21 protein-coding genes and 3 tRNA genes are annotated in these 20,049 nt (G+C 58.3%); 10 read left to right on the forward strand and 14 right to left on the reverse strand.

What is annotated here, in order from left to right:
* Nucleotides 1-31: 31 nt before the first annotated feature.
* The 5 genes from sufC (at nucleotide 32) to ACJ8OK_RS23050 (ending at nucleotide 5,024) form a co-directional block, all read left to right on the forward strand.
* Nucleotides 32-778: a Fe-S cluster assembly ATPase SufC gene (gene sufC, locus ACJ8OK_RS23030; protein WP_004931365.1), complete on the forward strand. Its 747-nt coding sequence runs from the start codon at nucleotides 32-34 to the stop codon at nucleotides 776-778.
* Nucleotides 753-2,039: a Fe-S cluster assembly protein SufD gene (sufD, locus tag ACJ8OK_RS23035; protein ID WP_135638149.1), complete on the forward strand. Its 1,287-nt coding sequence runs from the start codon at nucleotides 753-755 to the stop codon at nucleotides 2,037-2,039. The genes sufC and sufD overlap by 26 nt, the downstream gene beginning before the upstream one ends.
* The gene (gene sufS, locus ACJ8OK_RS23040; RefSeq protein WP_442531106.1) at nucleotides 2,036-3,262 is read left to right on the forward strand and encodes a cysteine desulfurase SufS; all 1,227 of its coding nucleotides are present in this window, start codon (nucleotides 2,036-2,038) and stop codon (nucleotides 3,260-3,262) included. Before sufD ends, sufS begins: the two co-directional genes overlap by 4 nt.
* Before the next feature lie 36 nt (nucleotides 3,263-3,298).
* Nucleotides 3,299-3,715: a cysteine desulfuration protein SufE gene (gene sufE / locus ACJ8OK_RS23045; RefSeq protein ID WP_004931358.1), complete on the forward strand. Its 417-nt coding sequence runs from the start codon at nucleotides 3,299-3,301 to the stop codon at nucleotides 3,713-3,715.
* 295 nt (nucleotides 3,716-4,010) lie between these two features.
* Nucleotides 4,011-5,024 carry a L,D-transpeptidase family protein gene (locus ACJ8OK_RS23050; protein ID WP_033633191.1) on the forward strand — a complete coding sequence of 338 codons (1,014 nt, stop codon included), beginning with the start codon at nucleotides 4,011-4,013 and terminating at the stop codon, nucleotides 5,022-5,024.
* A gap of 142 nt (nucleotides 5,025-5,166) precedes the next feature.
* Here ACJ8OK_RS23050 and ACJ8OK_RS23055 read toward each other — a convergent pair whose 3' ends face one another.
* From ACJ8OK_RS23055 to ACJ8OK_RS23085, 7 genes are all read right to left on the reverse strand, one after another.
* Nucleotides 5,167-5,403: a major outer membrane lipoprotein gene (locus tag ACJ8OK_RS23055; RefSeq protein WP_004931354.1), complete on the reverse strand. Its 237-nt coding sequence runs from the start codon at nucleotides 5,401-5,403 to the stop codon at nucleotides 5,167-5,169.
* A gap of 308 nt (nucleotides 5,404-5,711) precedes the next feature.
* Nucleotides 5,712-7,124 (reverse strand): pyruvate kinase PykF, encoded by a 1,413-nt coding sequence (pykF, locus tag ACJ8OK_RS23060; protein ID WP_004931353.1) that lies wholly within the window; start codon nucleotides 7,122-7,124, stop codon nucleotides 5,712-5,714.
* A gap of 393 nt (nucleotides 7,125-7,517) precedes the next feature.
* Nucleotides 7,518-7,823, reverse strand: a complete 306-nt coding sequence (locus tag ACJ8OK_RS23065; protein ID WP_033633190.1) for a cupin — start codon at nucleotides 7,821-7,823, stop codon at nucleotides 7,518-7,520.
* A 119-nt stretch (nucleotides 7,824-7,942) separates the two neighbouring features.
* A tRNA-Val gene (locus ACJ8OK_RS23070) sits at nucleotides 7,943-8,019 on the reverse strand.
* A 20-nt stretch (nucleotides 8,020-8,039) separates the two neighbouring features.
* Nucleotides 8,040-8,116: transfer RNA gene (locus ACJ8OK_RS23075), tRNA-Val, on the reverse strand.
* Between the two features lie 20 nt (nucleotides 8,117-8,136).
* Nucleotides 8,137-8,213 (reverse strand) — tRNA-Val (locus ACJ8OK_RS23080).
* 181 nt (nucleotides 8,214-8,394) lie between these two features.
* Entirely contained in the window at nucleotides 8,395-9,771 is a 1,377-nt protein-coding gene (locus tag ACJ8OK_RS23085) for an MATE family efflux transporter (protein ID WP_033633189.1), read from the reverse strand.
* A 239-nt stretch (nucleotides 9,772-10,010) separates the two neighbouring features.
* On the opposite strand from ACJ8OK_RS23085, the gene ACJ8OK_RS23090 reads away from it, so the two are divergent.
* Complete coding sequence (locus tag ACJ8OK_RS23090; protein ID WP_033633188.1) at nucleotides 10,011-10,661, forward strand: riboflavin synthase; 651 nt, start codon at nucleotides 10,011-10,013, stop codon at nucleotides 10,659-10,661.
* A 54-nt stretch (nucleotides 10,662-10,715) separates the two neighbouring features.
* Entirely contained in the window at nucleotides 10,716-11,009 is a 294-nt protein-coding gene (locus ACJ8OK_RS23095) for an I78 family peptidase inhibitor (RefSeq protein WP_085058657.1), read from the forward strand.
* A gap of 73 nt (nucleotides 11,010-11,082) precedes the next feature.
* Here the strand turns inward: ACJ8OK_RS23095 and cfa are convergent, their stop codons facing one another.
* Nucleotides 11,083-12,234: a cyclopropane fatty acyl phospholipid synthase gene (gene cfa / locus ACJ8OK_RS23100; protein ID WP_004931341.1), complete on the reverse strand. Its 1,152-nt coding sequence runs from the start codon at nucleotides 12,232-12,234 to the stop codon at nucleotides 11,083-11,085.
* Nucleotides 12,235-12,578: 344 nt separating this feature from the next.
* Nucleotides 12,579-13,790, reverse strand: a complete 1,212-nt coding sequence (gene punC, locus ACJ8OK_RS23105) for a purine nucleoside transporter PunC (protein ID WP_033633187.1) — start codon at nucleotides 13,788-13,790, stop codon at nucleotides 12,579-12,581.
* A 123-nt stretch (nucleotides 13,791-13,913) separates the two neighbouring features.
* On the opposite strand from punC, the gene punR reads away from it, so the two are divergent.
* On the forward strand, nucleotides 13,914-14,858 hold the full coding sequence (gene punR, locus ACJ8OK_RS23110; protein WP_033633186.1) for a DNA-binding transcriptional activator PunR: 945 nt from the start codon (nucleotides 13,914-13,916) through the stop codon (nucleotides 14,856-14,858).
* On the opposite strand, the gene purR is transcribed toward punR, so the two are convergent.
* On the reverse strand, nucleotides 14,855-15,880 hold the full coding sequence (purR, locus tag ACJ8OK_RS23115; RefSeq protein WP_004931336.1) for an HTH-type transcriptional repressor PurR: 1,026 nt from the start codon (nucleotides 15,878-15,880) through the stop codon (nucleotides 14,855-14,857). The genes punR and purR overlap by 4 nt on opposite strands.
* 324 nt (nucleotides 15,881-16,204) lie before the next feature.
* On the opposite strand from purR, the gene cydH reads away from it, so the two are divergent.
* The gene (gene cydH, locus ACJ8OK_RS23120; protein WP_099032796.1) at nucleotides 16,205-16,294 is read left to right on the forward strand and encodes a cytochrome bd-I oxidase subunit CydH; all 90 of its coding nucleotides are present in this window, start codon (nucleotides 16,205-16,207) and stop codon (nucleotides 16,292-16,294) included.
* 64 nt (nucleotides 16,295-16,358) lie between these two features.
* Here the strand turns inward: cydH and sodB are convergent, their stop codons facing one another.
* Nucleotides 16,359-16,937 (reverse strand): superoxide dismutase [Fe], encoded by a 579-nt coding sequence (gene sodB / locus ACJ8OK_RS23125; RefSeq protein WP_021505464.1) that lies wholly within the window; start codon nucleotides 16,935-16,937, stop codon nucleotides 16,359-16,361.
* Nucleotides 16,938-17,136: 199 nt separating this feature from the next.
* Nucleotides 17,137-17,955, reverse strand: a complete 819-nt coding sequence (locus tag ACJ8OK_RS23130; RefSeq protein ID WP_004931330.1) for a C40 family peptidase — start codon at nucleotides 17,953-17,955, stop codon at nucleotides 17,137-17,139.
* A 416-nt stretch (nucleotides 17,956-18,371) separates the two neighbouring features.
* Between ACJ8OK_RS23130 and ACJ8OK_RS23135 the strand changes: the two genes are divergently transcribed.
* Nucleotides 18,372-18,719, forward strand: a complete 348-nt coding sequence (locus ACJ8OK_RS23135; protein WP_004931329.1) for a Grx4 family monothiol glutaredoxin — start codon at nucleotides 18,372-18,374, stop codon at nucleotides 18,717-18,719.
* Nucleotides 18,720-18,787: 68 nt separating this feature from the next.
* Here ACJ8OK_RS23135 and rnt read toward each other — a convergent pair whose 3' ends face one another.
* On the reverse strand, nucleotides 18,788-19,471 hold the full coding sequence (gene rnt, locus ACJ8OK_RS23140) for a ribonuclease T (protein ID WP_016927925.1): 684 nt from the start codon (nucleotides 19,469-19,471) through the stop codon (nucleotides 18,788-18,790).
* A gap of 79 nt (nucleotides 19,472-19,550) precedes the next feature.
* Nucleotides 19,551-19,958, reverse strand: a complete 408-nt coding sequence (gloA, locus tag ACJ8OK_RS23145) for a lactoylglutathione lyase (protein WP_004931325.1) — start codon at nucleotides 19,956-19,958, stop codon at nucleotides 19,551-19,553.
* Nucleotides 19,959-20,049 lie beyond the last annotated feature (91 nt).

Raw genomic sequence — 20,049 nt, forward strand, 5'->3', positions numbered from 1 at the left:
TAGCGCCGTCGGCGCTATCTGAGGACACAGCATGTTAAGCATCAAGAATTTGAAAGTCAGCGTGGAAGGCAACGAGATCCTCAAGGGATTGGATCTGGAGATCAAACCGGGCGAAGTGCACGCCATCATGGGGCCGAACGGCTCGGGCAAGAGCACGCTGTCCGCCACGCTGGCCGGGCGTGAAGAGTACGAAGTGACCGAAGGGGAAGTCACCTTCAAGGGCAAGGATCTGCTGGAGCTGGATCCGGAAGATCGCGCGGGCGAGGGCGTGTTCCTGGCCTTCCAGTACCCGGTGGAGATCCCCGGCGTCAGCAACCACTTCTTCCTGCAGACGTCGGTCAACGCGGTGCGTAAATACCGCGAGCAGGAGCCGCTGGATCGCTTTGACTTCGCCGATTTCATCGAAGAGAAAATCGCGCTGCTGGATATGCCGGCCGATCTGCTGACCCGTTCGGTCAACGTCGGCTTCTCCGGCGGTGAGAAAAAGCGCAACGACATTCTGCAGATGGCGGCGCTGGAGCCGGATCTGTGCATTCTCGATGAAACCGACTCCGGCCTGGACATCGATGCGCTCAAGATCGTCGCCAACGGCGTCAACTCGCTGCGGGACGGCAAGCGCGCCTTTATCATCGTGACCCACTATCAGCGCATTCTGGACTACATCAAACCGGATTACGTACACGTGCTGTCCCAGGGGCGCATCGTCAAATCCGGCGATTTCTCGCTGGTGAAACAGTTGGAGGAGCAGGGCTATGGCTGGCTTACCGACCAACAGTAATTCAAACGCGCTGCAGCAGCTGTATCGCCTGTTCGAAGGCCGCGGCGGCGAGCGTTCGCCGCATGCGCTGGCGCACTGGCAGCAGGCGCTGCGCCTCGGCTGGCCGACGCGCAAGCATGAAAACTGGAAATACACGCCGCTGGAGAGCCTGCTGGAGCAGCAATTCCTCGAGCCGCAGCCCGCCCCGGTGAGCGCAGAGCAGCTCGATGCGCTGGCGCTCGGCATCGATGCCTGTCGGCTGGTGTTTATCGACGGCCGCTACAGCGCCGCGCTGAGCGATGGCGACCTGGGCGACTACCAGTTCGAGTTGACCGCCTATGGCACGCCGCAGGCGTTGCCGGAGCCGATCCAGCCGGAGATTTTTCTGCACCTGACCGAAAGCCTGGCGCAGGAAACCAGCCTGATTCGCTTGGCGGCCGGCAAGATCCCTGCACGCCCGCTGTATCTGCTGCACATCAGCAGCGGACGCGGCGCAGCCGGGGAAGTGAACACCGTGCATCACCGCCATCATCTGGAGATCGGGCGCGGGGCTGAGGCGGACGTGATTGAACACTATGTCAGCCTGGGCGAGGCCGCACACTTCACCGGCGCGCGCCTGACCGCCAATGTGGCGGACAACGCCGGGCTGTTGCACTGCAAGCTGGCGTTTGAGAGCCAGCCAAGCTACCACTTTGCCCACAACGATCTGGTGATCGGCCGCGACGCGCGGGTGAAAAGCGACAGCTTCCTGCTGGGCGCCGGCCTGACGCGCCACAACACCAGCGCGCAGTTGAACGGCGAAGGCGCGAATCTGGCGATCAACAGCCTGGTGCTGCCGGTGGGCAAAGAGATTTGCGACACCCGCACCTATCTGGAGCACAACAAGGGCTATTGCGAAAGCCGCCAGCTGCATAAAACCGTGGTCAGCGATCGCGGCAAGGCGGTGTTCAACGGCATGATCAAAGTGGCTAAGCACGCGATCAAAACCGACGGCCAGATGACCAACCATAACCTGCTGTTGGGCAAGGTGGCGGAAGTGGATACCAAGCCGCAGCTGGAGATCTACGCCGATGACGTCAAGTGCAGCCACGGCGCTACCGTGGGGCGCATCGATGAAGAGCAGCTGTTCTATCTGCAGTCGCGCGGCATCGACAAGCACGCGGCGCAGCAGATGATCATCTTCGCCTTCGCCGCCGAGCTGACCGAAAGCATCGCCAACGACACCATCCGGGAACGGGTGCTGGCGCGCATCGCCCAGCGCCTGCCGGGGGAGGCTGCATGAGTTATCCGATTGAACGCGTGCGCGGCGATTTCCCGCTGTTGGCGCGTGAGGTGAACGGCCAACCGCTGGCCTATCTCGACACCGCCGCCAGCGCGCAGAAACCGCAGGCGGTGATCGACCGCGAGCTGGAGTTCTACCGCCACGGGTATGCGGCGGTGCATCGCGGTATCCACACCCTGAGCGCCGAGGCGACTCAGCAGATGGAAGCGGTGCGGGAACAGGCGGCGCGCTTTATCAATGCTGCCTCGGCGGAAGAGATGGTGTTCGTCAAGGGCACCACCGAAGGCATCAATCTGGTGGCCAACAGCTTTGGCCGCCACCAGCTGCAGCCGGGCGATGCGATTCTCATCACCGAGATGGAGCACCACGCCAACATCGTGCCGTGGCAGATGCTGGCGCAGGAGCGCGGGTTGCAGCTGCGGGTGTGGCCGCTGCAGCCGGACGGTACGCTGGATCTGGCGCGGTTGCCGGAACTGGTCGACGCGTCCTGTAAACTGCTGGCGCTGACCGAGGTCTCCAACGTGCTGGGCACCGTCAACCCGGTGCGTGAGATCATCGCCCGTGCCAGAACCCTGTCACCGGATCTGACGGTGCTGGTGGACGGCGCGCAGGCGGTGATGCACCAGCGCGTCGATGTCCAGGCGCTGGACTGCGATTTCTACGTGTTTTCCGGCCATAAGCTGTATGGCCCTTCCGGCATCGGCATGCTGTATGGCCGCCAGGCGTTGTTGCAGCAGATGCCGCCGTGGGAAGGGGGCGGCTCGATGATCCGGCAGGTCAGCCTGACGGCGGGCACCACCTTCGCCGATCCGCCGTGGCGCTTCGAGGCCGGTTCGCCGAACACCGCCGGCATCATGGGGCTGGGCGCGGCGTTTGATTACGTCGAAGCCTTGAGCCTGAATGCGATCCACAATTATGAACAGTCGCTGATGCATTACGCGCTCGAGGCGCTCAAGCAGGTGCCGACGCTGAAAATCTATGGTCCGGCGCATCGCGCCGGGGTGATCGCCTTCAATCTGGGAGAGCACCACGCCTATGACGTCGGCAGCTTCCTCGATCAGTACGGTATCGCCATTCGCACCGGCCATCACTGCGCGATGCCGCTGATGGCGTTTTATCAGGTGCCGAGCATGTGCCGCGCTTCGCTGGCGTTATATAATACCCGCGAAGAGGTGGACCGGCTGGTGGCCGGGCTGCAACGCATTCATCAGTTATTAGGTTAGGCCGGGGCGCGTCCCCGGCGGTACAAAAGGATCCCCATGGCGAATTTGCCGGACAAAGATAAATTGGTGCGTAATTTCTCCCGCTGTCTGAACTGGGAGGAAAAATACCTGTACGTGATTGAACTCGGCGCTAAATTGCCGCCGCTGGACGAGGCGGAGCGGCAGGCCGGCAACCTGATCTCCGGTTGTCAGAGCCAGGTGTGGATCGTGATGCGCCGCGATGAGCAGGGGCAGGTCGAGTTTCACGGCGACAGCGACGCGGCGATCGTCAAAGGGTTGCTGGCGGTGGTGTTCATTCTGTATCGCCAATTGACGCCGCAGCAGATCGTCGATCTTGATGTGCGGCCGTTTTTCACCGAGCTGGCGCTCAGCCAACATCTGACGCCTTCGCGCTCGCAGGGGCTGGAGGCGATGATCCGCGCCATTCGCAGTAAAGCGGCGCAGCTGGCCTGAACCATAACGCCTTCATCCTCAAGACTCATTGATACCTTTGCTTTGTCAATGAGTCTTTACAATTCACGATTTTCCTCCGGGCAACGCGCCCAATTCAGTGATATTTCAGCAGCTTAACTGTTGACGTTTCGTTGACAATCAATGACGGCGATTACGTTATAACGTGTTGATTTTTAGAGGACTTATTGCCTTTGATACCAGCGTTGCTAGTATTAATCAGGTATTGTCTGATTTACCCACCACCTGGCGCTCGTTAGCCTTGTGGGCGAACCGTCATAAAAATATAGGGATGATAATGAAACGTGCGTTGAGTTTAATGGGCATGGTCTTCGCCACCGTATTGGCCGGCACGCAGGCCGCCAGTGCGACCGAGTACCCGCTGCCGCCGCCGGACAGCCGTCTGATCGGCGAAAACACCACTTATACCGTGCCAAACGACGGCCGCCCGCTGGAAGCCATCGCCGCTGACTACAAGATCGGCCTGCTGGGCATGCTGGAAGCCAACCCCGGCACCGATCCGTTCCTGCCCAAGCCGGGTACGGTGCTGACCATTCCGACCCAAATGCTGCTGCCTGACACTAAGCGTGAAGGGATCATCGTCAACCTGGCCGAGCTGCGCCTTTATTACTACCCGAAAGGCGAGAACAAAGTGATCGTCTATCCGATCGGCATCGGCCAGACCGGGATGCACACGCCGCTGGAGGTGACCTCCATTAGCCAGAAGATCCCTAATCCGACCTGGACGCCCACCGCCAACATCCGCAAGCGCTATCAAGCCCAGGGCGTGACGCTGCCTGCGGTGGTACCGGCCGGCCCTGAGAACCCGATGGGGCTGTTCGCCCTGCGTCTGGCGATGGGGCGCGGTGAATACCTGATCCACGGCACCAACGCCAACTTCGGTATCGGCATGCGCGTCAGCTCCGGCTGCATTCGTCTGCGTCCGACGGATATCGAGGCGCTGTTCAACATGGTGCCGCGCGGTACGCGGGTGCAAGTGATCAACGATCCGGTGAAGATTTCGGTCGAGCCGGACGGCAAACGTTATGTGGAAGTGCACCAACCGCTGTCGCGGGTGGAAAGCGACGATCCACAGACCATGCCGATCGCGTTGTCTAAAGCGGAGAAAGCCTTTGCGGCCGATGGTCAGACCGATCGCGCCGTGTTCGATAGCGCGGTTGTACGCCGTTCTGGCATGCCGGTGCTGGTCAACGTAGGCGAGAGTCCGTCTGCGGTGAGTTTGACGCCTGCAGCGGCTCCTGCGGCGAATAAGAGCCCATTCAAGGCAGCGCCAATCAGTTCGGTGAACTAGGTTTGCAGGATTGAGCGGTCGAAGAGGGGTTCAGCGTGCTGAACCTCTTTTTTTTGCCTGCCGTGCAGGAAACACCCAGGGTGACGGACAGACAAAAAAAAACGGCGCACAATGTGCGCCGTTTTCAATAACCAAAGCTATCTTACTTTTTGTAAGCGTGAGCTTGGTTGTCCAGACGCTGGTTAGCGCGTGCTGCGTCGTCTTTAGCAGCTTGAACGTCAGAACGCATTGCGTTCACGTCGTTGCTCAGCTGATCAACTTTAGCGTTCAGAGTCTGAACGTCAGAAGACAGTTGATCGATTTTAGCGTTGCTAGAGCAGCCAGCCAGCAGAGTGGAACCCAGGATTACCGCGCCCAGTACCAGTTTAGTACGATTCATTATAACACCCTCTAGATTGAGTTAATCTCCATGTAGCGTTACAAGTATTACACAAACTTTTTTCGAAAGAGAATAATTTTTTAGTGTTGAGGTGCTTTATTTTGATCGTTCGCTCAAACTTGCATCTGGTTTTACAAATTAGTTAAAAAAACGAGGGAAAACAGCCGGCTTCCATGGGACTACTCCGATTCTTTATTAGCTAAATAATGAGCGGATCGCGGTTGCGTTTTGAGAAAAATAGTTTACTGCTGATAAAAAAAACGCCGCAAAGCGGCGTTTTGATCAAGACAATTATGTCACGTTTTATATTACAGCACGTGTACCGAGGCGGTGTTGGTGGTGCCGCTCGGCACCAGCGCGCCGGAAACCATCACCACGACGTCGCCTTTCTGCGCCAGGCCGCTGGCCAGGGCGGCTTCTTTACCGATGCGGTAGAAGTCGTCGGTGGAGGCGATTTCCTTGACCATCTGCGGGATGACGCCCTTGCTCAGCACCAGCTGATGCGCGGTAGTCTCATTGGTGGTCAGCGCCAGGATCACCGCGTTCGGGAAGTATTTACGCACGGATTTCGCCGACTTGCCGCCGCTGGTGGCGACCACGATCAGCGGCGCGTCCAGTTTCTCGGCGGTTTCAACCGCGCCGCGGCACACCGCTTCGGTGATGCGCAGCTTGCGACGATCGTTCAGGGTGTCGATACGGCTTGGCATCACGCGATCGGTACGCTCGCAGATGGTCGCCATGATGTTGACCGCTTCCAGCGGGTATTTGCCCTTGGCGCTCTCGCCGGACAGCATGACGGCATCGGTGCCGTCCAGGATGGCGTTGGCAACGTCGCCGGCTTCCGCACGGGTAGGGCGTGGGTTTTTGATCATGGAATCGAGCATCTGGGTGGCGGTGATGACCACTTTACGCGCGCGGTTGCATTTCTCGATCATCATCTTCTGGGCGAAGATCACTTCTTCTACCGGGATCTCGACGCCCAGATCGCCACGGGCAACCATGATGCCGTCGGACGCTTCGAGGATTTCGTCGAAGTTGTTCAGGCCTTCCTGGTTTTCAATCTTGGAGATGATCTGGATCTGCTCGCCGCCGTGGGCTTTCAGGTGCTCGCGGATCTCCAGCACGTCGGAGCGTTTACGGATGAAGGACGCCGCCACGAAGTCGACGCCTTGCTCGCAGCCGAAGATCAGGTCGCGTTTGTCTTTCTCGGCCAGCGCAGGCAGCTGGATGGACACGCCCGGCAGGTTAACGCCTTTGTTCTCGCCCAGGTCGCCGTTGTTCAGCACCTTACAGATGACTTCGTTCTCGGTCACGTTGGTGACTTCCATGCCGATCAGGCCGTCGTCAACCAGCACGGTGTTGCCGATCTTCAGATCGGCGGCGAAGCCGGCGTAGGTGACCGCCACGCGCTCGCTGTTGCCGATCACGCTCTGGTCAGTGGTGAAGGTGAAGGTTTGGCCGGCGACCAGCGAGGCGTCTTTGCCGCCTTCCAGTTTCATGGTGCGAATTTCCGGGCCTTTGGTATCCAGCAGGATGCCGGCGTTGATACCGGTTTTCGCCATCACGGCGCGCATGTTCTTGATGCGGTTGCCGTGCTCTTCATAGTCGCCGTGAGAGAAGTTGAGACGCATCACGTTCATGCCCGCATTGAGCAGGTTGGTCAGCATTTCTTCCGATTCGGTTTTTGGACCGATGGTACAAACAATTTTGGTCTTTTTCATGGCGGAGTTTTCTACAAGTTGTGATGGATAAAAAAACGAATTTGACCGGCGCGGTTTACGCCGGTAGGGAATTTGGGCCGTGCCTGGTGGTGAAAAACATAGTTAAGGATAGGTGACGACAGTTGAAGTGGGGCGGAAAAATTCAGCCCGCGCGGGGGCGCGGGGATGCTGCGCAACGGGGTAAGATCACATCGTGTTATTATTGCGTTTTCGCAGATCAAGGGCTGAAACCATTCAACTGATAGACGTTGCGCATTATAAAGGCTAAGCGGCGGGAAACAAAATAAAAAACCGCGGCGGTGCGGCGGATATGTCAAAACGAGGGCAAATGTGGCGCAAATGCAACGCGTTGCGTACAGCTTGTTGCGCAAATAACCTTGCTGCAAATGCGGCTTAGCGCGTTTGCGGGATTTCCAGCAGCACACCGGCGCTCAGGCAGAAGCAGCCGCTGGCGACGTTGGCCGGCAGGGTCAGGCTCTCGCCAGCACGTACTATCCGGGTGTCGCCGCCGAGGGTGAACTCGAATTCGCCGGATATCACCCGGGTTTGCAGCGCGTGCGCGGGCTTTTGCAGCTGGCCGAAGGCGCCGGCCTCGAAACGCACTTCCGCCGCCGGCGAACCGTCGCTCATCACGCCTTCACGGCGTGCAAGGCCATTGTCGAGCGGCAAAAAGGCGGTTTTGGCGGTGAAGGTGGTCATGTGGCGTTCCTGATGGCTGATGGCGGTAGTTCGGCGCAATCGACATGAAAAATCGAACGGTCGGGCAGAGACGATACAACGGGAAGTATAACGTGACAGGGAGAGATGAATCAGCAATATGGTGCGTCCGAGTGGACTCGAACCACCGACCCCCACCATGTCAAGGTGGTGCTCTAACCAACTGAGCTACGGACGCACTGCGCTGCTTCTGAAATTTGGTGCGTCCGAGTGGACTCGAACCACCGACCCCCACCATGTCAAGGTGGTGCTCTAACCAACTGAGCTACGGACGCACTGTACTGCTTCAGGAATTTGGTGCGTCCGAGTGGACTCGAACCACCGACCCCCACCATGTCAAGGTGGTGCTCTAACCAACTGAGCTACGGACGCATCTTTTCCTGCCTGTCATGGCTGACAGCGGGGACGAATATTAACGAGCTACCTGCGTGCTGGCAAGGGGAAAAGCGCAATTTTATTCGGTATTTCACGCGATTGCTGAGGTTGTGCGCAGTCCGGCGTTTTTTTCCGCAAACCGCAACCCGGCCGGGGAGGAAACCGGCCGGGAGCGGATTCAGCGCGTGGATCGCTGCAGGATAACGGCAGTCGGCTGTTTCTGCAGCCAGCGCATGCGCAGCGCCATCATGATGGCGGCGAAGGTCAGGCCGATGATAAAGCCGATCCAGAAACCGCTTGGCCCCATCGCCGGCACCAGCGCATCGGTTAACGCCAGCAGATAGCCGCTCGGCAGGCCCAATACCCAATAAGCGATAAAGGTGATGAAGAAGATCGCGCGGGTATCTTTATAACCGCGCAGCACGCCGCTGCCGATCACCTGGACCGAATCCGAGATCTGGTACAGCGCCGCAAGTAGCATCAACTGCGAGGCCATCGCCACCACCGCCGGGCTGTCGTTGTACAGCAGGGCGATCGGTTCGCGGAAAGTGGCGGTAAACAGCGCGGTGCAGACGGCCATGGTGATGCCGACGCCGATGGCGGAGTAAGCGGCGACGCGCGCGCCTTCGACAGAACCTTCCCCCAGACGATAACCGACGCGGATGGTGGCGCCGACGCCCAGCGACAGCGGCAGCACGAACATCAGCGCGCTGAAGTTAAGCGCGATCTGGTGGCCGGCGACCGCGACGATCCCCAGCGGCGAAACCAGCAGCGCCACCACCGCGAACAGCGTGACTTCGAAGAACAGCGCCAGCGCCACCGGCATGCCGATGCCGATCAGGCGCCTTAGCGCCGCCCAGTCCGGGCCGCCGAGATCGCCGGCCTGGCGTTTGATGTCGCGCTGCGACGGCGCGCGCTTCACGTACCAGCGCATCATCAGGAACATGATCCAGTAGACGCTGCCGGTGGCGACGCCGCAGCCGACGCCGCCGAGTTCCGGCATGCCGAACTTGCCGTAGATAAAGATGTAGTTGATCGGGATGTTCACCAGCAGGCCGAGGAAGCCGATCACCATGCCGGGTTTGGTTTTGGACAGCCCCTCGCACTGGTTGCGCATCACCTGGAAGAACAGGTAACCCGGCGCCCCCCACATGATGGCGTGCAGATAGCCGACGGCCTTATCCGCCAACTGCGGATCGATGTTGTGCATCATGTCGATGACAAACTTGCAGTTATACAGCACGACGATCAGCAGCACGGAGACGCCGGAGGCCAGCCAGAAGCCCTGACGCACCTGATGGGCGATGCGATCGCGACGGCCGGCACCGTTGAGCTGGGCGATAACCGGGGTCAGCGCCAGCAGCAGGCCGTGGCCGAACAAAATGGCCGGCAACCAGATCGAGGTGCCGACCGCCACCGCCGCCATGTCGGTGGCGCTGTAAGCGCCGGCCATGATGGTATCCACCACGCCCATGGCGGTTTGTGATATTTGCGCGATGATGACCGGGATAGCGAGAGCCAATAAACTACGCGCTTCAATTAAGTACTTCTGCACGCATACACCTTTTCTATTTATATATGTGGGAGGGAGGGCTGCCGCGAGAGGACAACAATTAAAATAGCGGAATTTTGTCAAAAAGATTGTACCTGCTCGGCGTCGTTAAGCAAACGCCGCAGATAAATAGTTATTAAATGCGCAGCCATTCTTTTTTTGCCGTCGCGGATTTGGTTTTCAGCGCCAACTGGGGCAAACTGCCGGTAGCGTTTTAACCTATTTAGCAAGAAGAGGCACATATGTTCACCGGTATCGTACAAGGCACCGCGCCGCTGGTCGCCATTGATGAGAAACCCAATTTCCGCACCCACGTGATCGAAATGCCTGACGAGCTGCTGCCGGGGCTGGAGCTGGGCGCGTCGGTGGCCCATAACGGCTGCTGCCTGACCGTCACCGCGGTGGAAGGCAACCGCGTCAGCTTCGATTTGATCAAAGAAACGTTGCGCCTGACCAACCTCGGCGATCTGGCGCTGGGCGACATCGTCAATATCGAGCGCGCGGCGAAGTTCAATGACGAAATTGGCGGCCATTTGATGTCCGGCCATATTATCTGCACGGCGGAAGTGGCCAAGATTTATACCTCGGAAAATAACCGCCAGGTATGGCTGCGCATGCCGGATGCGGAATTGATGAAATATGTGCTGCACAAAGGTTTCATCGGCATCGACGGCATTAGCCTGACCATCGGCGAAGTGGTGAATAACCGTTTCTGCGTGCACCTGATCCCGGAAACGCTGGATCGCACCACGCTGGGTAAAAAACGCCTCGGCGACAAGGTGAACATCGAGATCGATCCGCAAACGCAGGCGGTGGTGGACACCGTCGAGCGCGTGCTGGCCAATCGGGAAGCGACGTTGGCCGCGGCGATGGCGCCGGCGCACAAAGACTGACAGCGATTCTGGCGTGACCGCCGGCATCGAATCATAAGCAGAGAGGAGAAACGCGTGAAGTTTTATGGGAAAACGTTGTTGTTAACCGCGTTGCTGACGCTGAGCGCTTGCAGCAGTTCGCCTGAGCAGGGCGCGGGCGCGCAAATGGCCGATGCGGACGATACCTGCGGCGCTTCGCAGTATCAAAATTTTGTCGGCAAACCGATGACCTCGCTGGAAGGCGTGCGGATCGACGGCAAGGTGCGAGCCATTCCGTACAACTCTGCCGTCACCATGGATTTCAACCTGCGCCGTCTGAACTTCCTTGGCGACAGCGACGATAAAATTATTCGCGTTTATTGCGGTTAACCCGCAGGGTTCGAAAGAGCAAAAAAAAAGCCCCGGCGAAGATGTTGCCGGGGCTTTTTTATCGGGAAAGCGTTCAGCGGGCGACGCGAATGCCGCCTTCAACGCCTTTCGGGCTGAACACCACCTGCCATAACTGCAGATCGCGCGCCCGGAACGCGCCGGCGCAGGCGTTCAGGTAATAGCTGAACATCCGTTCGAAGCGTTCGGAATAGCGCTCGGCGAGCTGCGGCCACGCCTGTTTGAAGCGTTCGAACCAGGCCATCAGCGTGCGATCGTAGTCGGCGCCGATGTTGTGCCAGTCTTCCATCACGAAATGGCCTTCGCTGGCCTCGGCGATATGTCTCACGGAGGGCAGGCAACCGTTCGGGAAGATATATTTGTTGATCCAGGGATCGACGTTCATGTCGGTCTTGTTGGAGCCGATGGTGTGCAGCAGGAACAGGCCGTGCGGCGCCAGATTGCGCTCCACCACGTCGAAATAGGTGCGGTAGTTTTTCGGCCCGACGTGCTCGAACATGCCGACCGAGACAATGCGATCGAACTGCTGGTGCAGATCGCGGTAATCCTGCAACAGGATCTGCACATCCAGCCCGGCGCAGCGCGCCTGAGCCAGCTTCTGCTGTTCGGCGGAAATGGTCACGCCGACCACCGACACGCCGTAATTTTTCGCCGCATAGGCGGAAAGGCCGCCCCAGCCGCAGCCGATGTCCAGCAAACGCATGCCCGGCTGCAGCTGCAGTTTCTCGCAGATCATCCGCAGCTTGGCTTCCTGCGCTTCCTCCAGCGTGGTGGCGTCTTTCCAGTAGCCGCAGGAATACTGCATGTAGGGATCGAGCATCAGGGTAAACAGATCGTTGCCGAGATCGTAATGTTCTTTGCCGACGATCCAGGCGCGCTTTTTCGATTGCAGATTGGTCAGGCGCGCGGCGGCGATACGCAGGGTATCTTTCAGGTGGTGGGGGAGTTTCTTCTCCAACCCGGCGCTGACCACGCGCTGGAAGAACATATCCAGCCGCTCGCACTCCCACCAACCGTCCATATAGCTTTCGCCCAGGCCCAGTGACCCTTGCTGCAAAACGCGTTTAAAGAATTCGGGATTTTTAACCTGAATATCGAAAGGGCGCGATCCGTTGATTTCGATACCGGCCAGACCGAGCATTTCGTGCGCGATACGGTACCACTGGTTATCCTGGATGCTCAGATCTTCTATACACGATGAACTCATAGCTTCTCCATCACCTTCTTCTGACTGATGACCCGTTAGGAAACAGCTTAGACAATTTCTGCGGGTGCATACCTATACCAACGGGAAATAAGCCCGCGGCGTCTGATATCCGACTATGAACAGAGGAAATTTAAAGAAACGGCCCGACGCAAACGGCGCAGGATAAACGCCCCTTTAAAAAAAGAGTGTGACGCAAGGCGCGTACACAATAGCTGATTGAGATATAGAGATTATAAGGTGTTACTTTACAAGGTTGTTTTTGAGTATAGGCGTGCCGAGGCGTTGACTCAACTGTAAATCGCACTCGGCACGCATATTCTTTAAGTGATTATTAATCTTGGCAATTATGACGCTGAGTTAGCATGTTCCCGCTGTGCCTTTTGCTGCGCATCGGCCGCTTTTCCCCGCTGCAGGAAATAACCCAGCGCGGCCAGGACTACCGTAGATACCATCACCGTCACCGTCGCCAACAGCGGCTGGGCAATAAACGCCGACACCAGCATGCTTGCCACAAAACACAGCCCCAATTGCAGCGTATTTTGCAGCGCGGCGGCTTTGCCGCTGCTTTCCGGGAACGGCATCAGCGCATTCGCCACCATGATCGGGTAGCCGGCGCCGTTGACCAGCGCCATCGCGCAGAACGGGATCAGCAGCGTGGTGAGCGTCGGGGAGGTCAGGGTCGCCACCAGATACAGCGCCACCATGCTGACACCATAAGCTACCAGCAGCCACGGCAGCAGGGTTTTGCCATTGATGCGCTTAAGCGCGGCGCGGCAGCCGTAGCCGCCCAGCAGGAAGGCCAGCGTTTGCGGCACATAGCTCAGACCGATGTCGCTCGGGCTATAGCCCATATCGCCGAGGATGAACGGCGAACCGGTCAGCCAGGCGAAGAAACCGGCCGAGCAGGCGGCGTACATAGCGACGTTGCCGCTGAACACCGGAGATTTCAACAGTTGCCAGAAGCTGACGCCGTTTTTCGGCGCGTCGGCGGCGGGTTGCGTTTTGGCGCGCTCTTTGAGCAGTAACGTCGGCAGCAGCAGCAGCGCGGTGATCACCAACAGCGCGGCGAAGATCGCACGCCAGCTGGCGTGGTTCAGCAGCCAGGCGCCAAGCAGCGGCGCCAGCGCCGGTGACAGCGCCACCAGCGGCATGATGGTGGCGAACACGCGGTTGGCCTGGCCTTCGCGATAACGGTCGACCACCAGCGCTTGCCAGATGGCGGTGGCGGAACAGACGCCGACGGCCTGAATAAAACGCAGTATCCAGAGCTGCACGGCATTTTCTACCCACAGCATGCCCAGGCAGCCGAGCGCGAACAGCGTCAGGCCAATCAATAATACCGGTTTGCGGCCCAGCCGGTCGGAGAGCGGCCCCCACAGCAGTTGCGCGAAAGCGAAGCCGGCCAGAAAGATGCTCAGGCTGGCGCTGACCGCGCCGGCGGAAATTTGCAGTTCCTCCCGCATGGCGCCGAAGGCGGGCAGGTACATATCGGTCGCCAGATAACCCAGCATGCTCAGGCCGGCGAGGTAGAACATAAAGCCAAAAGAATTTCGCATGGTATTTCTCGTTAATATTTTAGTGTTGCAGGTTTTTAGCGCCGGCCAGTGTATCCGGCTGGATCTCTGCTTGTGAAACGGTAATATTTGCAAAGTGCTGTTAAAAAAATTGAAGGCAAAGCGATGTGGTCTGAATATTCTCTTGAAGTTGTTGACGCGGTGGCGCGCACCGGTAGTTTCAGCGCGGCGGCTCAGGAGCTGCACCGGGTGCCGTCGGCGGTGAGCTATACCGTGCGGCAACTGGAACAATGGCTGGCGGTGCCGCTGTTTGAGCGGCGTCACCGTGATGTGGAGTTGACGCCGGCCGGCGCGCTGTTTATCAAGGATGCGCGAGTTGTTATCAAAAAAATGCTCGACACCCGTCGCCACTGTCAGCAGGTGGCCAACGGGTGGCGCGGCCAGCTGAATATCGCAGTCGACATCATCGTCAAACCCCAGCGCAGCCGCCAGCTGGTGCTGGATTTCTACCGCCATTTCCCCGATGTTGAACTGATGCTGCAACCCGAAGTGTTCAACGGCGTTTGGGATGCGTTGGTGGACGGCAGGGTGGACATGGCGATCGGCGCCACGCGCGCGGTGCCGGTCGGCGGCGGCTTTGCCTTCCGCGACATGGGCTACATGAACTGGCTGTGCGTAGTCAGCCCACAGCATCCGCTGGCGCAACTGGCGGGGCCGCTGCACGACGATCAACTGCGGCCGTACCCCTCGCTCTGCCTGGAGGACACCTCGCGCAATTTGCCCAAGCGCGTCACCTGGACGCTGGATAACCAGCGGCGGCTGGTGGTGCCGGACTGGACGTCGGCGCTCGACTGTTTGTGCGCCGGACTGTGCGTCGGCATGATGCCGGCGCATCGGGCGCTGCCGCTGGTGCAGCGCGGTGAGCTGAAGGCGTTGCAGCTGCAGCAGCCGTTTCCCGCCAGCCCTTGCTGCCTGACCTGGCAGCAGGATAAACCGTCGCCGGCGATGAGTTGGCTGCTGGCGTATCTGGGCGATGGGGAGACGCTGAATCAGGAGTGGCTGAGCGAGGCGGCGCCGGAAGCCGTGCAGGCTTCCGGCTCAGGGGATTAGCGGCGGTAGTCGATGAACGGACCGTCGGCGACCGAACGGCGTTCCACCAGCTTCGGATGCACCTCGATCACCTGCGATTCTTCGCGCTTGCTGATGATGCGATCCAGCAGCATGGTGAAGGCCATTTCTCCCAGGCGCTCTTTAGGCTGGTGAATGGTGGTCAGCGCCGGGGTGAAGTAGCGGGCGTTGCGCACGTTGTCATAGCCGATCACGGAAATATCCTGCGGCACTCGCAGCCCCAGCTCATCAGCGGCGCAGATGGCGCCCATCGCCATGATGTCGCCGCCGCAAAATACCGCGGTCGGCCGCTGTTTTTGCGACAGGATTTGGTGCATCGCCTTGTAGCCGGACTCCGGCTCGAAGTCACCCTGGACGATCCACTCTTCGCGAATGTCGATATGCGCTTCCTGCAGCGCCTTCATAAAGCCCTGATGACGGCCGCCGCCGGTGTTGCGCGACAGCTGACCCGGGATGGCGCCGATATCGCGGTGACCGCGCTCGATCAGGTAACGGCCGGCCAGATAGCCGCCTTCGAACGCGTTATCGATGATGGTGTCGGTGAAGTCGCCGCGCGCGGCGCCCCAGTCCATCACCACCATCGGGATATTACGGTAGTCCTCCAGCATGCCCAGCAGTTGATCCGGGTATTCGGAACACATGACCAGCAGGCCGTCGACGCGCTTTTGCGCCAGCATCGCCAGGTAGGCGCGCTGCTTGTCCAGATTGTTGTGAGAGTTGCACAGGATCAGGGTGTAACCTTTGCTGTAGCAGCTGTTTTCCACCGCCTCGATCACTTCGGCAAAATAGGGCGCTTCGCTCGAGGTGGCCAGCAGACCGATAGACTTGGTGTGATTGACTTTCAGGCTGCGCGCCACGGCGCTCGGCGAGTAGTGCAGCTCTTTGATCGCGGCCCACACGGCCGCTTTGGTCTCTTCGGCGACGAAACGAGTCTTATTGATGACGTGCGAAACGGTGGTGGTGGAAACGCCCGCGCGTTTGGCCACATCTTTAATCGTTGCCATGTAAGGAATGACTCCTGAACTCACATGTTTACAGCATGTAAGTGTGATGTTAATCGTTTGCCTACGTAGATCCTTCTCCAGAGAAGCGAAAACTGAGTTTTTAGTGTGTTGAAGTCTTCAGCGCTTAATCAGGAGGGGCATGGATGCCGGTACGCAGTTGTGAACTGCGAATTTTGTCGCATATTGAACAAAAGTGGAAGAGGTAATCGAGATTATAAACCGGGAAATGATAACAAGATTTTATCGGCGAACTGTGGGAAAATGATTTGACGTACTAATTGTGCGCCTTTTATCCTTAGGAAAGCCCATTTTAAAGGAGTTGTCATGGATACCGATCTGAAGATGTCTCTGTTCACTACCATCGGCGCGTTGGCGATGATTATCGCTTTCAGCTTTGTCGCCGCGTTGAACTGATCTCCCGCCAGTTATAAAAAAGGCGCAGCCTGGCTGCGCCTCATCACTTAGGCAAGGCCTGCGTTTACGCCAGGTTTTCCGCCGCAAATTTCCAGTTGACCAACGCCCAGAAGTTTTCCAGGTATTTTGGACGCGCATTGCGGTAATCGATGTAATACGCGTGTTCCCACACGTCAACGGTCAGCAGCGGTTTATCTTCACCGGTCAGCGGAGTTGCCGCGTTGGAGGTGTTGACGATCGCCAGCGCGCCGTCCGGTTTTTTCACCAGCCAGGTCCAGCCGGCGCCGAAGTTTTTCACGGCGGCATCGGTGAACTGCTCTTTGAACGCAGCGAAAGAGCCGAAGGATTTGACGATCGCCGCCGCCAGTTCGCCCTGCGGTTCACCGCCGCCCTGTGGCGACAGGCAGTGCCAGTAGAAGGTGTGGTTCCACACCTGCGCGGCGTTGTTGAACACGCCGCCGTTGGAGGTCTTGATGATCTCTTCGAGCGATTTGCCCTCGAACTCGCTGCCTTTCACCAGGTTGTTCAGGTTAACCACGTAGGTATTGTGGTGTTTGCCGTAGTGGTATTCCAGGGTCTCGGCGGAGATGTGCGGCTCGAGCGCGTTTTTCTCATACGGTAATGCAGGTAATTCAAACGACATTGCTTCCTCCTTTACAGCGCCACTTTCTTCCCGCCCAGGCGGGAGCCAGATGGGCCGTTTTTTATTGTGGTCATTCAATCTTAACAATTTTCATCATAAAAAACAGGAGGAAAAGCGAGAAATGCGCGTGGGGGAGTGCGATGGGCGATAGCTTGAGCAGGCGGTTGCGACCGGGGCCGCAACCGCGCAGAACAGGGAATTAACGAATGGTTTTCGGCGTCACTACGCGGCGTGCGCCGATGTAATGGTTTTGCCAATAATCGTTGTCGAGCTGGCTGATGCGGATCTCTTCGCCGGTGCGCGGCGACTGGATGAATTTGCCGTTGCCGAGATAGACGCCGACATGGTCCGCCACGCCGCGGTTGTTGATGCGGAAGAACACCAAATCGCCGCTTTCCAGTTCGCTTTTCTTGATCGGCGCCGCGTCGCGCAGGTGATACATTTCGTTGGCGGTGCGCGGCATCTTGATTTTCACCACGTCCTTATAGGCGTAATAGATAAGGCCGCTGCAGTCGAAGCCGGTGCGCGGCGAGCTGCCGCCCCAGCGGTAAGGCTTGCCCATCTGATCCATCAGCTTGGCCATCGCGGTCTGTTTGGCATGCTGGTAACGTTTTTTGTGCGCCGGGCTGAGTTTTAACGGCTTTTCTTCACGCGCCAGTTTGGCGGTGGCCATACCGGCGTCGCGGTGGCGGCCATAGCCTTTTTTATAGCCCTTTTTCGGCGGGGTGACTTTAATCTTGGCGGTTTTTTGCGCTTTGGCCTTGGGTTTGGCGCTGACGATCTTTTTCGCGCTTTTCTCGCTTTTGGCCTTGGCGGTCTTGGTTTTTTTCTCGGGGGCCGTCACTTTGGCTTTTTTGGCGGCTTTATCCGCTTTCTTTTTTCTGCGGTCATCGGGCCGCGCTTCATTAGCATGGCTTTTACGCTGCTCGGCGGCAACGCGCGCCTGTGGCGCAGCGTGCGCCAAATTGAAGAAGAGCTGCGTAAACAGCAGCGCAAAGAGCGTAAGAATTAAACGCATGTCGACGTCACCAACCTTGGCCCCGAAACGGATATCGAAAGAGTTACAGTATTCCCGAACTTCACCATATAAAACAGCGAAGAACTCATAAATAATAATCCATATTGTGAGAAAACGTTAATGACATTTTTTTTGGTTTAAAATCAGCCCGTTGATGTATAAAAAAGCGCCAGGCGACGGTGGCGGATATAATTAAGCCGCGCCGGCATCGCGGCGCAATATATTAGTGAAATGGTCGGATTAAAAATGTTATTCTCAACGTATGTTTTGACCGGAATGACGTGGCCGGTGAAACGCGATCGGCGGCGGGCGAATATCCTTGCAAAAGATGGCGTTTTCTTGCGACTGTTCCAGCCGCTACAATAGCCCGCGTGATGCATGTTGTAGCCATGAAATGTGGCTTGAGGAAGCAATAAATGACGACGACACTTGAAAAAATTCAGCACCAGATCGCTGAAAACCCGATTCTGCTGTACATGAAAGGTTCGCCAAAGCTGCCGAGCTGCGGCTTTTCCGCGCAGGCTGTACAAGCGCTGTCCGCCTGCGGCGAGCGTTTCGCCTATGTGGACATTTTGCAGAACCCGGACATCCGCGCCGAGCTGCCAAAATACGCCAACTGGCCGACGTTCCCGCAGCTGTGGGTAGATGGTGAGCTGGTCGGCGGTTGCGATATCATCATCGAGATGTATCAGCGCGGCGAACTGCAGCAACTGATCAAAGAAACGGCAGAAAAGTATAAAGCGCAGGAAGACCAGCAGTCTTAATCGACGGGCTTGCGATTATCGCGTAACGGGCGGCGCCAGTGCAAACTGGGCCGCCTTTTTTGTTGGTTTTATTCGGCGAGATCGCCGGCGGGCAGCGGCCAGCCGCCGAGACGTTTCCAGCGGTTAACCAGCTCGCAAAACAGCAGGGCGGTTTGCTCGGTGTCGTACAGCGCGGAGTGCGCCTGGCTGCTGTCGAACGGCATGCCGGCGGCGATGCAGGCTTTGGCCAGCACCGTTTGCCCCAGCACCAGGCCGCTCAGCGCGGCGGTGTCGAAGGTGGCGAACGGATGGAACGGGTTGCGCTTCAGGCCGGCGCGTTCGGCCGCGGCCATCAAAAAGCTGTGATCGAAGTTGGCGTTGTGCGCCACGATAATGGCGCGATTGCAACCGCGATCCTTGAGCCCTTTGCGCACCGCTTTGAAAATGGCGTGCAGCGCGTCATATTCGCTGACCGCGCCGCGCAGCGGATTGTGCGGATCGATGCCGTTAAACGCCAGCGCTTCCGGCTGCAGGTTGGCGCCCTCGAAAGGCTCCACGTGGAAGTGCAGGGTTTCGTCCCGCTGCAGCCAGCCGTCCTCATCCATTTTCAGCGTGACGGCGGCGATCTCCAGCAACGCATCGGTATTGGCGTTGAAGCCGGCGGTTTCAACATCTATTACTACGGGGTAAAACCCACGAAAACGACCACTCAGGGCGTTAAGATCACTTTTCTCGGCCATCAGTTTCTTATCTTCATCGAATGCAGCGCGCATTATGGCAAATTTTGCGCCCGGTTGCAGGCGCTATCGCGCGGAGAATCAGCAGGGCGCCAACGCGCCCTGAAGGGGAGGCTTAGTGGCCGAGACCCTGACCGGCGTGTTTGTTTTCGATCAGCTCGATTTTGTAGCCGTCCGGATCTTCGACGAAGGCGATAACCGTGGTACCGCCTTTCACCGGGCCGGCTTCGCGGGTGACCTTGCCGCCGGCGCGACGGATGCTGTCGCAGGTGGCGGCGACGTCATCCACGCCCAGCGCCAGGTGGCCGAAGGCGGTGCCCATATCGTAGCTGTCGGTGCCCCAGTTATAGGTCAGTTCGATAACTGCGCCTTCGCTCTCTTCCGTATAGCCGACGAAAGCCAGGGAGTATTTGTACTCCGGGTTTTCGCTGGTGCGCAGCAGGCGCATGCCTAATACCTTGGTGTAGAAGTCGATGGCGCGTTGCAGGTCACCGACGCGGATCATGGTATGGAGTAAGCGCATAATTCCTCTGAATTGACTGTGCCGTGGCAGACGGCGGGTGGATTGAAGCACAAGCGAGTATAGCCTTGTCCCGCAAGGGAATTCAACGTGA

The sequence above is a fragment of the Serratia sp. CY71090 genome (genome assembly GCF_052166845.1).
Classification (GTDB): domain Bacteria; phylum Pseudomonadota; class Gammaproteobacteria; order Enterobacterales; family Enterobacteriaceae; genus Serratia; species Serratia nematodiphila.

Bases quoted from the DNA above. Each gene is read 5' to 3' on its own strand.
- sufC (WP_004931365.1), top strand. From the start codon at position 32: ATGTTAAGCATCAAGAATTTGAAAGTCAGCGTGGAAGGCAACGAGATC.
- sufD (WP_135638149.1), top strand. From the start codon at position 753: ATGGCTGGCTTACCGACCAACAGTAATTCAAACGCGCTGCAGCAGCTG.
- sufS (WP_442531106.1), top strand. From the start codon at position 2,036: ATGAGTTATCCGATTGAACGCGTGCGCGGCGATTTCCCGCTGTTGGCG.
- sufE (WP_004931358.1), top strand. From the start codon at position 3,299: ATGGCGAATTTGCCGGACAAAGATAAATTGGTGCGTAATTTCTCCCGC.
- ACJ8OK_RS23050 (WP_033633191.1), top strand. From the start codon at position 4,011: ATGAAACGTGCGTTGAGTTTAATGGGCATGGTCTTCGCCACCGTATTG.
- ACJ8OK_RS23055 (WP_004931354.1), bottom strand. From the start codon at position 5,403: ATGAATCGTACTAAACTGGTACTGGGCGCGGTAATCCTGGGTTCCACT.
- pykF (WP_004931353.1), bottom strand. From the start codon at position 7,124: ATGAAAAAGACCAAAATTGTTTGTACCATCGGTCCAAAAACCGAATCG.
- ACJ8OK_RS23065 (WP_033633190.1), bottom strand. From the start codon at position 7,823: ATGACCACCTTCACCGCCAAAACCGCCTTTTTGCCGCTCGACAATGGC.
- ACJ8OK_RS23090 (WP_033633188.1), top strand. From the start codon at position 10,011: ATGTTCACCGGTATCGTACAAGGCACCGCGCCGCTGGTCGCCATTGAT.
- cfa (WP_004931341.1), bottom strand. From the start codon at position 12,234: ATGAGTTCATCGTGTATAGAAGATCTGAGCATCCAGGATAACCAGTGG.
- punC (WP_033633187.1), bottom strand. From the start codon at position 13,790: ATGCGAAATTCTTTTGGCTTTATGTTCTACCTCGCCGGCCTGAGCATG.
- punR (WP_033633186.1), top strand. From the start codon at position 13,914: ATGTGGTCTGAATATTCTCTTGAAGTTGTTGACGCGGTGGCGCGCACC.
- purR (WP_004931336.1), bottom strand. From the start codon at position 15,880: ATGGCAACGATTAAAGATGTGGCCAAACGCGCGGGCGTTTCCACCACC.
- cydH (WP_099032796.1), top strand. From the start codon at position 16,205: ATGGATACCGATCTGAAGATGTCTCTGTTCACTACCATCGGCGCGTTG.
- sodB (WP_021505464.1), bottom strand. From the start codon at position 16,937: ATGTCGTTTGAATTACCTGCATTACCGTATGAGAAAAACGCGCTCGAG.
- ACJ8OK_RS23130 (WP_004931330.1), bottom strand. From the start codon at position 17,955: ATGCGTTTAATTCTTACGCTCTTTGCGCTGCTGTTTACGCAGCTCTTC.
- ACJ8OK_RS23135 (WP_004931329.1), top strand. From the start codon at position 18,372: ATGACGACGACACTTGAAAAAATTCAGCACCAGATCGCTGAAAACCCG.
- rnt (WP_016927925.1), bottom strand. From the start codon at position 19,471: ATGCGCGCTGCATTCGATGAAGATAAGAAACTGATGGCCGAGAAAAGT.
- gloA (WP_004931325.1), bottom strand. From the start codon at position 19,958: ATGCGCTTACTCCATACCATGATCCGCGTCGGTGACCTGCAACGCGCC.